Annotated in this window: 13 protein-coding genes and 1 pseudogene; 8 read left to right on the plus strand and 6 right to left on the minus strand. The window is 69.1% G+C overall.

Annotation, left to right across the window (positions count from 1 at the left end; genetic code table 11):
- The first annotated feature begins 17 nt into the window (after positions 1-17).
- Together AC5Y43_RS15335 and AC5Y43_RS15340 are read left to right on the plus strand one after the other, a co-directional pair.
- On the plus strand, positions 18-398 hold the full coding sequence (locus AC5Y43_RS15335; protein ID WP_499973790.1) for a hypothetical protein: 381 nt from the start codon (positions 18-20) through the stop codon (positions 396-398).
- Positions 391-3,255: an MMPL/RND family transporter gene (locus tag AC5Y43_RS15340; RefSeq protein ID WP_499973792.1), complete on the plus strand. Its 2,865-nt coding sequence runs from the start codon at positions 391-393 to the stop codon at positions 3,253-3,255. The genes AC5Y43_RS15335 and AC5Y43_RS15340 overlap by 8 nt, the downstream gene beginning before the upstream one ends.
- Here the strand turns inward: AC5Y43_RS15340 and AC5Y43_RS15345 are convergent.
- Complete coding sequence (locus AC5Y43_RS15345; protein ID WP_499973793.1) at positions 3,252-3,650, minus strand: VOC family protein; 399 nt, start codon at positions 3,648-3,650, stop codon at positions 3,252-3,254. The genes AC5Y43_RS15340 and AC5Y43_RS15345 overlap by 4 nt on opposite strands.
- Before the next feature lie 199 nt (positions 3,651-3,849).
- Complete coding sequence (locus AC5Y43_RS15350; protein WP_499974028.1) at positions 3,850-5,184, minus strand: sensor histidine kinase; 1,335 nt, start codon at positions 5,182-5,184, stop codon at positions 3,850-3,852.
- A 441-nt stretch (positions 5,185-5,625) separates the two neighbouring features.
- Here AC5Y43_RS15350 and AC5Y43_RS15355 point away from each other — a divergent pair, with 441 nt between their 5' ends.
- Entirely contained in the window at positions 5,626-6,261 is a 636-nt protein-coding gene (locus tag AC5Y43_RS15355) for a TetR/AcrR family transcriptional regulator (RefSeq protein ID WP_499973795.1), read from the plus strand.
- A gap of 2 nt (positions 6,262-6,263) precedes the next feature.
- On the plus strand, positions 6,264-7,475 hold the full coding sequence (locus AC5Y43_RS15360; RefSeq protein ID WP_499973797.1) for an acyl-CoA dehydrogenase family protein: 1,212 nt from the start codon (positions 6,264-6,266) through the stop codon (positions 7,473-7,475).
- Positions 7,476-7,479: 4 nt separating this feature from the next.
- Here the strand turns inward: AC5Y43_RS15360 and AC5Y43_RS15365 are convergent.
- Positions 7,480-7,581 (minus strand): annotated as a pseudogene (locus AC5Y43_RS15365) (TetR/AcrR family transcriptional regulator); the annotation flags it as partial.
- On the opposite strand from AC5Y43_RS15365, the gene AC5Y43_RS15370 reads away from it, so the two are divergent.
- From AC5Y43_RS15370 to AC5Y43_RS15380, 3 genes are read left to right on the plus strand one after another with little or no spacing between them, the layout of a single operon-like run.
- Positions 7,556-8,179 carry an SDR family NAD(P)-dependent oxidoreductase gene (locus AC5Y43_RS15370; protein ID WP_499973799.1) on the plus strand — a complete coding sequence of 208 codons (624 nt, stop codon included), beginning with the start codon at positions 7,556-7,558 and terminating at the stop codon, positions 8,177-8,179. The pseudogene AC5Y43_RS15365 and the gene AC5Y43_RS15370 sit on opposite strands and share 26 nt — an antisense overlap.
- A 21-nt stretch (positions 8,180-8,200) precedes the next feature.
- The gene (locus AC5Y43_RS15375; RefSeq protein ID WP_499973800.1) at positions 8,201-9,415 is read left to right on the plus strand and encodes a GNAT family N-acetyltransferase; all 1,215 of its coding nucleotides are present in this window, start codon (positions 8,201-8,203) and stop codon (positions 9,413-9,415) included.
- On the plus strand, positions 9,415-10,371 hold the full coding sequence (locus AC5Y43_RS15380; RefSeq protein ID WP_499973802.1) for an NAD(P)/FAD-dependent oxidoreductase: 957 nt from the start codon (positions 9,415-9,417) through the stop codon (positions 10,369-10,371). The genes AC5Y43_RS15375 and AC5Y43_RS15380 overlap by 1 nt, the downstream gene beginning before the upstream one ends.
- A 37-nt stretch (positions 10,372-10,408) precedes the next feature.
- Here the strand turns inward: AC5Y43_RS15380 and AC5Y43_RS15385 are convergent, their stop codons facing one another.
- From AC5Y43_RS15385 to AC5Y43_RS15395, 3 genes are all read right to left on the minus strand, one after another.
- The gene (locus AC5Y43_RS15385) at positions 10,409-10,690 is read right to left on the minus strand and encodes a hypothetical protein (RefSeq protein ID WP_499973804.1); all 282 of its coding nucleotides are present in this window, start codon (positions 10,688-10,690) and stop codon (positions 10,409-10,411) included.
- A 105-nt stretch (positions 10,691-10,795) separates the two neighbouring features.
- Complete coding sequence (locus tag AC5Y43_RS15390; protein WP_499973805.1) at positions 10,796-11,833, minus strand: LLM class F420-dependent oxidoreductase; 1,038 nt, start codon at positions 11,831-11,833, stop codon at positions 10,796-10,798.
- 1 nt (position 11,834) lies between these two features.
- Positions 11,835-12,275, minus strand: coding sequence for a nuclear transport factor 2 family protein (locus AC5Y43_RS15395; RefSeq protein WP_499973806.1), 441 nt, complete (start codon positions 12,273-12,275; stop codon positions 11,835-11,837).
- A gap of 85 nt (positions 12,276-12,360) precedes the next feature.
- Between AC5Y43_RS15395 and AC5Y43_RS15400 the strand changes: the two genes are divergently transcribed.
- The gene (locus AC5Y43_RS15400; RefSeq protein ID WP_499973808.1) at positions 12,361-12,927 is read left to right on the plus strand and encodes a PadR family transcriptional regulator; all 567 of its coding nucleotides are present in this window, start codon (positions 12,361-12,363) and stop codon (positions 12,925-12,927) included.
- Positions 12,928-12,983: the final 56 nt, after the last annotated feature.

The following is a 12,983-nucleotide window of genomic DNA, read 5'->3' on the forward strand; positions in this document are numbered from 1 at the left end:
GTTCCTACCGTCGAGTCATGACATGGACACTGCTGCACGACCGCATGGCCTTCATGGCCGAAGTGATCAGGAAAGCCGACACCGACCCCGACGCCGCACTCGCGTTGCTCGACAACTCCTCCGAGGTTTCCCGCTTGTTCGGCGACGAGGAAGGAGTGCTGCTTTCGCTCGGACAGCGCTGGATCACCATGCTGGTGGCCAAGCTGGACCAGGCGGCCCACGAGGGCCTGCCCGCCGAGCAGGTGCTCGCCGATCTCGAGGCCGCCGAGCCGGGGCTGCACGCGTTGGTGAAGGCCGGCTCGCGCCGGTCGCTGCGGGTGCGGTCGCTGATTCGCGGGGAGCACGTCGCCGTGGGCCTGTTCGGCGGGCCCGCCGGCGGCCGGCAGACCGTTGCCTGACCGGCCGGGGGCCCTCGCGCGCCTGACCGGTCGCTATGCGGTCCTCGTCGCGGGCCTGTGGATCCTGGCCGCTGCTGTCGCCAATGTCGCCGTGCCGCAACTGGAACGGGTCGTGGACTCCCACGCCCGCACGTTCATGCCGGCCGACGCGGCCAGTTCGATCGCGGCGTCGCGCGCCGCCCAGTTGTTCGGCCAGAAACCCAGCAACAATTTCGTTTACGTGGTGCTGGAGCGTGATCAGCGACTCTCCCCCGCCGACCGCCGGTTCTACGACGCGTTGACCGCCGCGCTGCGCTCGGACGGCCGGCACGTGTACGCCGTGACCGACCTGTGGTCGCAACCCGCCACGGCCGCGGGTGCCCAGAGCTCGGACGGGCGGGCGGTGAGCGTCATGGTGCGGCTCGCCGGAATGCTCGGCACCTCGCAAGCCCGCCATTCGGTGGACGCGTTGCGCGACACCGTGTCCAAGCTTGCGCCCCCATCGGGGCTGCGCGTCCTCGTCACAGGCCCCGGCGCGACGATCGTCGACGAATTCGCCGCCATCGACCGGCAGATGATGACGATCACCGCCGTCACCGTCGGCCTCATCCTGGTGCTACTGCTGTTGGTGTACCGGTCGCCGGTCGCCGCGGCGATCCCGCTGACGTCGGTGGGCGTCGCGCTGGCCCTGGGCCGGGCCGTCACCGCCGCGCTCGGACAGGCCAATGTTGTTGAGGTGTCGCTGTTCTCGGTGGCGCTGATGGCCGCGATGACGTTGGGCGCGGGAACCGACTATGCAATATTCCTCATCGGCCGCTACCACGAGGGCCGCCGGCGCGGCGTCGCACCCGGCCAGGCGCTGAGCGAGGCCTACCGTGCCGTCGCCCCGGTGGTGATCGGATCGGCGTTGACGATCTCTGCGGCGCTGGCGTGCCTGGGCTTCGCCGAGGTCGGGATGTTCCGCAGCGCCGGGATCCCCTGTGCCATTGCGATTCTGGTGACCATGGCCGCGGCGCTGACGTTGACGCCGGCGCTGATGGCCCTGGCGCTGCGCCGCGGGTTTCTCGAGCCGCGGACATCGGCGACGTCGCGGCGCTGGCGGCGCGCCGGGGCCACGGTGGCGCGGTGGCCCGGGCCCGTCCTCGTCACCGCCGGCGGGTTGACCGTGCTGGCGGCGCTGCCGCTGGCCGGAATGCGGGTGGGCTGGAACGAACCCGCCGCCACGCCGTCGGGCGCCGAGTCCAGCCGCGGCTACGCGGCCGGCGACCGGCACTTCGCGCCCAATTCGCTGCTACCCGACGTCGTCACCGTCCAGGCCGACCACGACCTGCGCAACCCGGCAGGGCTGATCGCCGTCGAGCGGATCACGCGCCAGATCATGGCGATACCGGGAGTGCGCAAGGTGCAGTCCGCAAGTCGCCCCGACGGCACGGTGCCCGACCAGGCGACGCTGACGTATCAGAGTGGCGTGCTCGGCCGTCGGCTCGGTGACACGATCGACTCGCTGACCCAGCGCCTGGGCCGCATCTCCGAACTCGACGGCGCGCTCGCCCAGGCGCAAGCGGCCGTGGACGGGCTCGGTGGTGGATTGCGCAGCGGCAGTTCGGGACTCGCGGACATGTCCGCGGCCGCCGACGACATGCGCGCCGGCATGGACGGCGTGCAGCGCTCGGTCACGACGGTGTCGGGCTATCTCGACCCGCTGCGGGGCTTCGTCGCGCGCACCCCGGACTGTGCCACCAACCCGGTGTGTTCGACGGTCGAGCGCGTGCTGCAACCCGTCGACAGCCTCGTGCAGACCTCGACGCGGCTCGGCGACGGCGCCGCGAGGCTGACCAACGGGTCCGGCACGGCAGCCAGGGCGCTGGCCGGACTACCGCAATCCGTGGCGTCGATGAACGATGCACTGGGACAGGCGCGTTCGGCCACCCGCTACCTGCTGGACCTCGGCGATTCCCTGGGGCCGCAGCTGCACCAGTTGACCGACTACCTGAACGAGATCGCCACCGGGTTCCAGGGCAGCGCCGCGGCCGGTTTCTACCTGCCGCAGCGGGCGTTCACCGACCCCCGCTACAACGAAGTGCTGCACCAGCTGACCTCTGCGGACGGTCGCGCCACCTACCTGCTGGTCTACGGCGACGGCCAGGAGTGGGGCGCTGACGGCGCCGCGCGAACGGCGCAGGTGCGCACCGCGGTCCGGGAAGCCACCAAGGAGGGAACGCTGACACCGATCGGAGTCGATCTGGCCGGCGTCGGGCCCGTGACAGCCGACCTGCAGCGGTTTGTTGCGCGCGACACCTCGTTGCTCGTGGGGGCCGCGCTGGTCCTGATCTTCCTGATCGTCACGGCGATGCTACGCAGCCCGGTGGCCGGACTGGTCGTCGTCGGGACCGTCGTCGCTTCCTACGCGTCGGCGCTGGGGGCGAGCGCGCTCATCTGGCAGGAGCTGCTGCATCACAACCTGCACTGGGCAGTCGCGCCCATCGCGTTCATCGCGCTGATCGCCGTCGGCGCGGACTACAACCTGCTGCTGGCGCTGCGGATCAAGCAGGAGGCGACCGCGGGCATCAAAACGGGTGTCGTGCGCGCCGTCGGCGCCACCGGCGGCGTGGTCACCACCGCCGGCATCGTCTTCGGGCTCACAATGCTGGCTTTGTTGGGCAGCAGTGTGCTCAGCATCGCCCAGATCGGGACCACCATCGCGGTCGGGCTGCTGATCGACACCCTGGTTGTGCGAGCCTTCGTAGTGCCGTCCATCGCGGCGTTGCTGGGCAGTTGGTTCTTCTGGCCCGGTGGCCGGCCGCGCCGTGTTTCGCCGAAAACGAAAGAGCCCGAGCGTCAACCGGTTCCGGCGGGCCTGGCCGGAACGCCCGCTTAGTCGCGGTCGTGGTGGCAGACGGCCTCGAGCTTGATCCCGAACGGGTCGTACCAGAAGGTGGCGTAGTAGTGACCCGGGTACTGCGGGAAGTGCTGCGGGGCGTGGATGATCGTGCCGCCGATGCGCAGGACATGGTCGTGCACCGCGTGCACGGCGGACCGGCGCCGCACGATGAACGCCAGGTGCTGCAGACCGGCGCGCTCCGACGAATACTCGCCAGGCTGTGTTGCCGGGTAGAAGAACAGGTAGGTGCCGGGCTTGTTTTCGGCCGGCTTGTAGGCGAATTCGTCGGCGGCCTGAATGAACGGCTCGAAGCCGACGAGCGGCATCAGCGCGTCGTAGTAGCGCTTCGCGGCTCTAAGGTCGGGCACGTTGACACCCAGGTGGCCTAGCATCGCGTCGGCCGAATTCGTCGTTCCATCAACGTCGCCCTCCTTTACCTGAATCGTCGCTGCGATTGGATTGCAGTGTGAATCCAGGGCTTTCGGTGTGAATCGTGGGCGGAGATGTCGCTCAGGTGACCCCCTGCGCTCACACTCAAAGCCACATGCGCACAATCGAATCCCCAGGCCTTCAATCGGACGGCGGCCGGCGTCACGTCGACGCCGGGCCCCGGCCGTCGCCCGCCAGCCGCAGCAGCAGGCGCGTGCCGCCGAGCGGGCTGGAGTGCAGGGACGCCGTCCCGCCGTGCAATTCGGCCTGTTGGGCGACCAGCGCCAGCCCCAACCCCGATCCCGAACGCGCGGCGGTCGAGCCGCGCGAGAAGCGTTCGAAGACCGCGGTGCGTTCGTCTTCGGGGACCCCGGTGCCGTCGTCGTCGATCGCCACTTCCACGCCTTCGCCGGAACTGCTTACGGTGAGCCTGATTTCGGTGGCGCTGCCGTGCTTGACGGCGTTGGCGATGGCGTTGTCGATGACCAGCCGCAGTCCGGTGGGCATCCCCACCATCAGCACGGTCGGCGACGGCACCAGCGACACCTGCACGTCGGGGTAGACGCGAAGTGCGTCGTGGGCGGCGCGGTCCAGCAGTTCGGTGATGTCGAACGGGACGAAGTCGTCGACCGTGGTCAATTCGCCCTGCGCCAGCCGTTCGAGCGCGGTGAGTGTGGCCTCGATCCTGCTCTGGGTGCGGATGACGTCGCCGATGACCTCCTTACGTTGCTCCGCGGGAATTTCCAAGGTGGACAACACTTCCAGGTTGGTCCGCATGGCCGTCAGCGGGGTGCGCAGCTCATGAGAGGCGACGGCGGCGAAGTCGCGCGCCGACTCGAGGGCCGCCTTTGTGCGCTGCTGCTCGTTGCCGATACGGGCCAGCATGCCCTCGACCGCCTCGGCGATCTCGACCGCCTCACGCACGCCCCGTACCTGGACCTCGTCGGGGCTGGACTGCGCGTTGATGGCGCGGGCCTGCTGGGCCAGCAGCAAGAACGGGTTGACCATGATCAACGAGATGAACCAGCCGACGATGACCGTGCCGCCGATCACGCTGCCGCAGATCAGCAACACCCGCAGGTGCAGCTGATTGATCCGGTGTTGCGCTTCGGCCAACGGCGCCGCGAGAGCAATCGAGGCGGGACCCGCGGTGAAGGTCCGGACGCGGTACTGCACGCCGTCGATGGTCGTGTTCGCGTACCCGTTGGGAAGTTTGGGCAGCACGATACTGCCGGGAAGGGACACGGCCACATCCCCGATGCGGGCGGTGCGCACCAGGTTGCCGTCCGGCATGGGCCGATCCGGGCTGGTGAGCTGAGCGCTGTTGATCAGCGTGTTGATGTCGCCCAGGCTGCTGACCGAGTCCAGCCGGCGGTCGAGCTGGCTGTACTGGTCGTTGGTGACGCCGATCCATACCCAGGCGCCCAGCAGGACGACGAGGACGATCACGGACAGGGCGGCGACGATGACGATGGTGCGCAGCGACAGCACCCGCATTGGGAGCTGCACATGCCGGGACAGGGGGTTATCGAGGGCCACTGGTTATCCCGTTCTCACCGTCCGCGGCGCCTGCCGAACCAGTGACATTTCGCCTTCCGTGCTCGCCCCCGGCTTGAACATCGGACTCAGGATATATAGGCGCGATGCGCCGAAGGATACACAGCCGCGATGCGCCGAAGGATACACAGCCGCGATGCGCCGAAGGATATATAGCCGCGATGCGCCGAAGGATACACAGCCGCGATGCGCCGAAGGATACATAGCCGCGATGGCCCCTCTCGCCGAGCGTCCAGCCACGGCGAAATCCAGCACGATTTCTCGCACCAGCTTCACGCTCGGCGCCGCGTGGGAGGCGAGACACCATGCAGCGACGGATGCGGCTGTGAACTGCGCAACACCCGCTTGGTCACGGGCCAAGTGAGTGAGTACTCTCTCACCATGCCACCTTCGGGACGTGACCGGCTGCTGGCCGCGGCGCTGAAGCTGTTTGCCGACAAGGGGTACGCGTCCACGTCGGTCGCCGACATCCAGCGGGCATCCGGGCTGGCGCCCGGTTCCGGCGCGCTCTACAAGCACTTCGGCTCCAAGCGGGAGCTGCTGGAGGCCGCCGTCGCGCACCGCACCGACAGCATCGTGGCCGCGCGAGAGCAGTACGACGCGGGCGCGCCGGGCAGTGTCGAGCAGGCGGTGCGCACCGCTGGCCAGCTGATCTGGAACAACCTGACCCAGAGCGAGGATCTGCTCAAGGTCATGTTGCGCGAACCCGACGAGCTCGGCGACCTCGACGAAAAGACGTGGCAGGTCATCACCGACAACGCCTACCAGCGGTTCGCCGACGAATTGGCGGCGTCCAATCGGTCCGGTCGCACCAGCATCCCGGATCCCGAGGCGAGCGCGGCCGTCGCGATCGGATCGCTGTCCTACGCCGCGACGCTGCAGGCGCTGACCGGGCGCCTGCCCGGCAACATCGACGAAGGCCGCTACTTCGAGGCGTGGGTGCAGCAGACGCTCGGCGCCCTCGCGCGGCACACCAATACCAAAAACACTGATCCCCAACCTATTTCAGGAGCATAGCCATGTCGTTTTCACTGCAACTGAGCGACGATGTGATCGAGGTGCGCGATTGGGTGCACAAGTTTGCGGCCGAGGTGGTTCGCCCGGCCGCGGCCGAATGGGACGAGCGCGAGGAAACTCCGTGGCCGGTGATTCAGGAGGCCGCGAAGGTGGGCCTGTACTCGCCGGATTTCTTCGCCCAGCAGGCGGCCGAGCCGACCGGCCTGGGACTGCTCACCGCGTTCGAGGAGATGTTCTGGGGCGACGCGGGTATCGCCCTGTCCATCATGGGCACCGCGCTCGCCGCGGCGGCGTTGGCGGGCAACGGAACTCCCGAACAGCTGGGCCGCTGGCTCCCGGAGATGTTCGGCACGCCCGACGACCCCAAGCTCGGCGCGTTCTGCTCGTCGGAGCCCGACGCCGGCTCTGACGTCGGGGCCATCCGCGCCCGCGCCCGCTACGACGAGGCGGCCCGCGAGTGGGTCCTCAACGGCACGAAGACCTGGGCGACCAACGGCGGCATCGCCAACGTGCACATCGTGGTGGCGTCGGTCTATCCCGAGCTCGGCACCCGCGGGCAGGCCACCTTCCTGCTCCCCCCGGGCACCAAGGGGCTGTCCCAGGGGCAGAAGTTCAAGAAGCACGGGATCCGCGCCTCACACACCGCCGAGGTGGTGCTCGACAACGTCCGGCTGTCCGAGGACCTGATTCTCGGCGGCCGGGAGAAGTTCGAGGCGCGGATCGCCCGGGTCAAGTCGGGTGGGTCCGCGGGCGGGCAGGCGGCGATGAAGACGTTCGAGCGCACCCGGCCCGGTGTCGGCGCGATGGCCGTCGGCGTCGCGCGCGCCGCCTACGAGTACGCACTCGAATACGCCTGCCAGCGCGAACAATTCGGACGCAAGATCGGCGAGTTCCAGGCGGTGGCGTTCAAGCTGGCGGACATGAAGAGCCGCATCGACGCCGCGCGCTTGCTGGTGTGGCGGGCCGGATGGATGGCGCACAACAACGTCAACTTCGACTCGGCGGAGGGCTCGATGGCCAAGCTGGTGGCCAGCGAGACCGCGGTCTACGTGACCGACGAGGCGATCCAGATCCTGGGTGGCAACGGGTACACCCGCGACTACCCCGTGGAGCGGATGCACCGCGACGCCAAGATCTTCACCATTTTCGAGGGCACGAGCGAGATTCAGCGCCTGGTGATTTCGCGGGCGCTGACCGGGCTGCCGATCCGGTAGAACGTCAGCCGTAGCGCAGGGCCGCGATCGCCTCGTCGAGGGCTGCCTCCAGGTAGGGCAGGTCACCGGTCGCCAGCATGATGCCGACTCGCGGCTGTCCGGCCGCACAGCACTGGTCACCGGTTCGACCGCGGGCCTGGGGCGCCTCGGTGATCGTCAGCGGGCGCGACAAGTCCCGTGGGGACACGGTCGTCGCCGGCATCCCAGCGGCCGGGGGTGACGCGGCATTCGTGGCGGGTGACTTGGGTGCAGGAGACGAGGAGATTCGGCGGATCGTCGAGGCGGCCACCGATGCCGCGGGCGGGCGCCTCGACATCCTGGTCAACAACGCGGCCACCATCCTGACGCCGGCGCCGACCGCCGAGGTCTGCGGACAGTCGTTGCGGGAAGCGTTTGGCGTAAACGTCTTCGCGCCGTTCCTGCTGACCGGCGTGGTCGCGCCGCAGATGGCGCGCGGTGGCCGGGGAACCGTCGTCAACATCGGCTCGATCACCGGGCTTCGCGGGTCCGCCGGTTCGGCGGTCTACAGCGCCAGCAAGGCCGCCCTGCATTCGTTCACAAATCCTGGGCGGACGGGTACGGGCAACGGCAACACGAATTTGCCGGCCACCTCGCGCCGGTGCTGGGCGTTTCTGGCCAGTGACGACGCCGCGAACATCCACGGCACGATCCTGAGCGTGGACGGCGGCTGGGCTGCCGTCTAGCGCACCAGACATGATGGCGGCATGACCGACATCCGTCTCCTCGAGAGCGAAGACGATCTCATCGCGGCGGCGAACGTGTTTCGCGCGGCCATGATCGGGTTTCCGCCGCTGTCGAACCTGGCGCCCGGCCAGATCACCACGCTGCTCGAACCCGGCCGCACCGTCGGGGCGTTCGTCGACGGGCAACTCGTGGGCACCGCCGACGCCGTGTCGAGCGGGCTGACGCTGCCCGGCGGCGCGATCGTCGGCCACGCCGCCGTCACACACATCGGAGTGCTGCCGTCGTTCACCCGAAAAGGCATCGCCACCGACCTGATCCGTCACCAGCTGTGTGACATCGCCGCGCGCGGTGAGCTGGTCGCGACGTTGCGGGCCTCGGAGGCGACCATCTACGGACGGTACGGCTACGGCGTGGCGAGCACATCGCAAACCGTCGAGGTCCAGACGGCGCGGGCGGTGCTGCGCCCCGGCGTCGGGGCCGGTGGCCCGGTGCGCCTGCTCGACGTGGGCGAGGCGTGGGACGTGCTGCCGCGGATCTACGCGGAGAATCGCCCGAGCCGGCCGGGAACCATCGACCGCCCCGAGGCCTGGTGGCAGAGCCTGCGCCTGCGCACCGAATCCCAGCCCGGCCCTTCGTATGTCGCGGTGCACGGCGAGCCGGGATCCGAGTCGGGATTCGCGCGTTACCGCCCGATCGACACCGAAAGATGGTTCGTCAGCGATCGGCGCACCATCGCGGTCGAGGACTTCTTCGCCCCCACCCCCGACGCGTACCTCGGGCTGCTGCGGTTTTTGCTCGGGCTCGATCTCATTGACCGCGTGGTGTTCTGGATGCTGCCCGTCGACGATCCGCTGCCCTGGCTGCTCGTCGACCGGCGGGCCGCGCGGGTCACCACGGTGCACGACGAGACGTGGCTCCGCATTGTCGACACGCGAAAGACCCTGGCGGCACGTAGCTACGGCGGGGACGGTGCGGTGACCATCGCCGTCGACGACCCGCTCGTCCCGGGCAGTTCGGGCCACTTCACCATCAGCGCCGACGGCGCGGAGCCGACGGACCGGGCGGCCCATTTGCACACCGGGATCGAAGGATTGGGCACCGTCCTGCTCGGCGGCGCGACGTGGCACAACCTCGTCGCCGCCGGGTTGGCCCGGGCCGACGACCGGGAAGTGATCGCGCGCGCCGACCGCCTGTTTGCGGTGCCCTACGCGCCGCACGCGGGGTTCTTCTTCTGATGATCGCGATCGTCGGGGCGGGGATATGCGGCCTGGCGGCCGCCTACGAGCTGTCGCGGCGCGGACAAAGCCCCATCGTGCTCGAGCGCGGCCGGCCATTCGCCGAGCAATCCGCCGGCCTGGCACGCATCTTCCGCATCGCGCACCGGCGCCCGGCGCTCTGCCGGTTGGCGCTGCGGGCCCGCGCCGGCTGGCGGCGATGGGAGGACGAACTCGGCGCCGGGCGGCTGCTCGGCTCGGAGGGCTTCGTCGCCGCCGGCGCGCCCGACGACACCGCCGCGGCAATGGCCGCCGCCGGCGCCGAATTCTGGTGGCTCGACCGGTCAGGCATCGCGGCACGCATCCCCTTCGCCGCGGTCCCGTGGGAGAGAGGCGTATTCGACCCCCTCGGCGGCAGCCTGCGCATCCGTCGCGCCCTGCAAGCCCTGGCGCGGCGTGCCGACATCGTGCGGAGCGAAGTTGTGTCGGTCGCCGACGACGGGGCGACCACGCTCGCCGACGGCACGGTGATGCGCGCTGACCGCGTGCTCATCTGCGCGGGTGTCCAGACGCCCGACCTGTTCGGCCCGCTCGGCGTCGGTTTCGCCCCGCACACCCGCTTCACCTACGAGGGCGCCGCGCATGACACCGCGACCGGCGCCGCCTGCCTGTCCGCGCCGGAGGGCTACGGGTTGCCGCTCGGCAGCACCGGCCGCTGGGCGTTCGGGCAGCAGGTGCCCGACCCCACGGCCGTGCGGGCGCTGTTCCCCTCGCTGACGCCCGTGGACCGGATCGACTGCTGGACGGTCCGCGCGCCGTGGCTGGACTCCGGCGGCGACGGCTGGACGGTGGCGCGCCGCGGCCGCGTCGTCGCGTTCGTCGGCAGCAACCTCATGAAGTTCGGGCCCCTGCTGGGCGAGTTGCTCGCCGACGCCGCGCTGAATGACGAGCCGCCGGCGGAGCTGGCGTCAAACTAGTTGCCGTGGCTCGCTATTCGCGATTCAGGCGCCGTTGTCAGCCGTGCGGAGCCTCGGAAATCTTGGTGTCCGGCTTGCCCACCGTTTGGCAGTAAGTCATGGCCGACAGCCGGGTGGCCGCGATCTCCACGTTGCTCGGGTCGGCGCCGCTCTTGTCCTTGAGCATTTTGCTGATCTCGTCGTTCTGCTTCTTTTCGTCCTGCGTGGTGAAGTCCTTGCATTTGGTGTCGCCGCCGGTGTTGACGATCTGGGAGGCCGAACACGCGCCGGACAACAGCGCGGCGGTCGCAATCGTGGCCGCGGCGATTCGCTTCATCATTTGCCCTCCTGGGTCGCAGTAGTGGTGCTTGTACACCAAAGAGCCGCTCGTCAAACCTAATGCAATTCGGGACGGACAAGTGGTGTGTTTGCAGAGGTGTCGCGGCTAGAGCAGTCCGCGCAGCGCCTCGATCAGCTTGATCCGCTCGGCCGCCGTGCCCGCGATGGGCGCCACGTTCAGGGTGGTCACCCCCGCCTCCCGGAACGCCGCCAGGCGCTCCTTGACGAACCCGCGCGTGCCGATCAGGTTGACGTCCCGCACGAGTTCGTCGGGCACGACCTTGGCCGCGCCGTCTTTGTCGCCGGCCAGATAGAGCTCCTGGATACGGTCGGCCTGGGGGCCGTACCCGTATTTGGTGGCCAGGGTGTGATAGAAGTTCTTGCCCTTGGCGCCCATACCGCCGATGTAGAGCGCCAGGTGCGGCTTGACGAATTCCCGTAGGGGCTCGACGTTTTCGCCGATGGCCAGGACCGGCCCGGCGAACACGTCGAGCTTTCCCAGCGCCGGGTCGCGCTTCGCCTCACCGGCGGCCAGCGCCTGTCCCCACACGTCGCGGGCCTTCTCTGGCAGATAGAAGATCGGCTGCCAGCCCTCGGCGACCTCGGCGGCCAGCTCGACGTTCTTGGGCCCCAGCGCGGCCACCAGGATCGGGATGCGTTCCCGCACCGGCCGATTGATGAGCTTGAGCGGCTTTCCCAGCCCCGTGCCGTGCCCGGCGGGCAGCGGGATCGTGTAGTGCTTGCCCTCGTGCTGCAGGGTCTCGCGCCGCCACACGCGCCGGCAGATGTCGATGATCTCGCGGGTCCGCGCGATCGGCGCGTCGTAGGCCACCCCGTGGAATCCCTCGATGACCTGGGGACCGGAGGCACCAAGACCGAGAGTGAACCGGCCGTCGGAGACGTAGTCGAGGCCGGCGGCGGTCATCGCGGTCAGGGTGGGCGTGCGGGTGTAGAGCTGCAGGATGCCCGACGCCAGCCGAACCCGTTGTGTGCTGGCCGCCAGGTACCCCAACGCGCTCACCGCGTCGAACGAATACGCCTCGGGGACAAAGACAATGTCCAACCCTGCGCGTTCCAGGTCGGCGACTTCGGCGGCCACCTCCTTGAACCCGCCCGCGTAGTTGATCCCCAGTCCGATCCGCATGTCATGCCCCCCGCGCGGCGCCGAACTGGTCGGCCAACTCGACAGCCTCTTGCTGGATCCGGTCGAACTGGGCGCCCATCGCGTCCGCCAGCGCCTTCGCGCCCGACAACGGCCGCACCATCACCATGAATTCGTCGATCAGGCCGTCGTCGTCGAAGTGCAAAAAATCGCAGCCGGTGACCGTCACGCCGGGCGCCCCGGCTATCCCGGTCTCGAAGACGAGCGCGTGGTCGCGCCCGTCGGCGTCGGCGATCTCACGGACGTAGCGAAAATCCTCGAACACCCGCATCACGCCGCGCAGGATCGCCGCGGTGATCGGCTTACCGACATAGGGCTTGAACGCCACCGGGCTGGTGAACGCCACGGTGTCGGCCAGCATCGCCTGGATGGCCGCCTCGTCGCGTGCCTCGACCGCCGCGCGGAACGGATGCTTTGTACTCATCGGACAGACGCTAGGGTCTGCCCGTCGGTATGTCGATATGCGATTAGTCACTTTGTTGAGTATTCGCAAAGTTATACTGGCGGTCGTGTCGCTGCGTGACGCGGTGTTGGCCGCCCTCCTCGACGGCGAGGCGTCCGGATACGACCTGGCCAAGAGCTTCGACGCGTCGGTGGCGAACTTCTGGATGGCCACCCCGCAGCAGTTGTACCGCGAACTCGACCGGCTCGCCGACGAGGGCCTGATCCGGGCCCGGGTGGTTCACCAGGAACGCCGGCCCAATAAGCGCATGTTCTCGCTGACCGAGGCGGGCTATGAGGCGATCCGCCAGTTCACCGCCACGACGCCCAAACCGTCGGTGATCCGCGACGAGCTCGCGGTCAAGGTGCTGGCCGCCGACGCCGGCGACGCCCACGCCGTTCGCGACTTCGTGGTCGAGCGCCTGCAATGGGCGGAGGCCAAGCTGCAGCGCTACCAGCGGATGCGGACCCGCATGCTCGGCGGCCGCGGCGAAGACGAGTATCTGGCGCAGGCGCGGCGCGTGGGCCCTTACCTGACGCTGCTGCGCGGAATCTCCTTCGAGGAAGAGAACATTCGGTGGGCCGAGCGGACGCTGGCGATCATCGAACGACGCCTCGCGGCGCCGCCCGTTTAGCCCCGGCGCCTACGGGTAGGCCCTCCGGACGCACATCGTATGGAGAGAGGAAAGAC

Source organism: Mycobacterium sp. NGS57 (genome assembly GCF_059812405.1).

Bases quoted from the DNA above. Each gene is read 5' to 3' on its own strand.
- AC5Y43_RS15335 (WP_499973790.1), top strand. From the start codon at position 18: ATGACATGGACACTGCTGCACGACCGCATGGCCTTCATGGCCGAAGTG.
- AC5Y43_RS15345 (WP_499973793.1), bottom strand. From the start codon at position 3,650: ATGCTAGGCCACCTGGGTGTCAACGTGCCCGACCTTAGAGCCGCGAAG.
- AC5Y43_RS15350 (WP_499974028.1), bottom strand. From the start codon at position 5,184: ATGCGGGTGCTGTCGCTGCGCACCATCGTCATCGTCGCCGCCCTGTCC.
- AC5Y43_RS15355 (WP_499973795.1), top strand. From the start codon at position 5,626: ATGCCACCTTCGGGACGTGACCGGCTGCTGGCCGCGGCGCTGAAGCTG.
- AC5Y43_RS15360 (WP_499973797.1), top strand. From the start codon at position 6,264: ATGTCGTTTTCACTGCAACTGAGCGACGATGTGATCGAGGTGCGCGAT.
- AC5Y43_RS15370 (WP_499973799.1), top strand. From the start codon at position 7,556: ATGCCGACTCGCGGCTGTCCGGCCGCACAGCACTGGTCACCGGTTCGA.
- AC5Y43_RS15375 (WP_499973800.1), top strand. From the start codon at position 8,201: ATGACCGACATCCGTCTCCTCGAGAGCGAAGACGATCTCATCGCGGCG.
- AC5Y43_RS15380 (WP_499973802.1), top strand. From the start codon at position 9,415: ATGATCGCGATCGTCGGGGCGGGGATATGCGGCCTGGCGGCCGCCTAC.
- AC5Y43_RS15385 (WP_499973804.1), bottom strand. From the start codon at position 10,690: ATGATGAAGCGAATCGCCGCGGCCACGATTGCGACCGCCGCGCTGTTG.
- AC5Y43_RS15390 (WP_499973805.1), bottom strand. From the start codon at position 11,833: ATGCGGATCGGACTGGGGATCAACTACGCGGGCGGGTTCAAGGAGGTG.
- AC5Y43_RS15395 (WP_499973806.1), bottom strand. From the start codon at position 12,275: ATGAGTACAAAGCATCCGTTCCGCGCGGCGGTCGAGGCACGCGACGAG.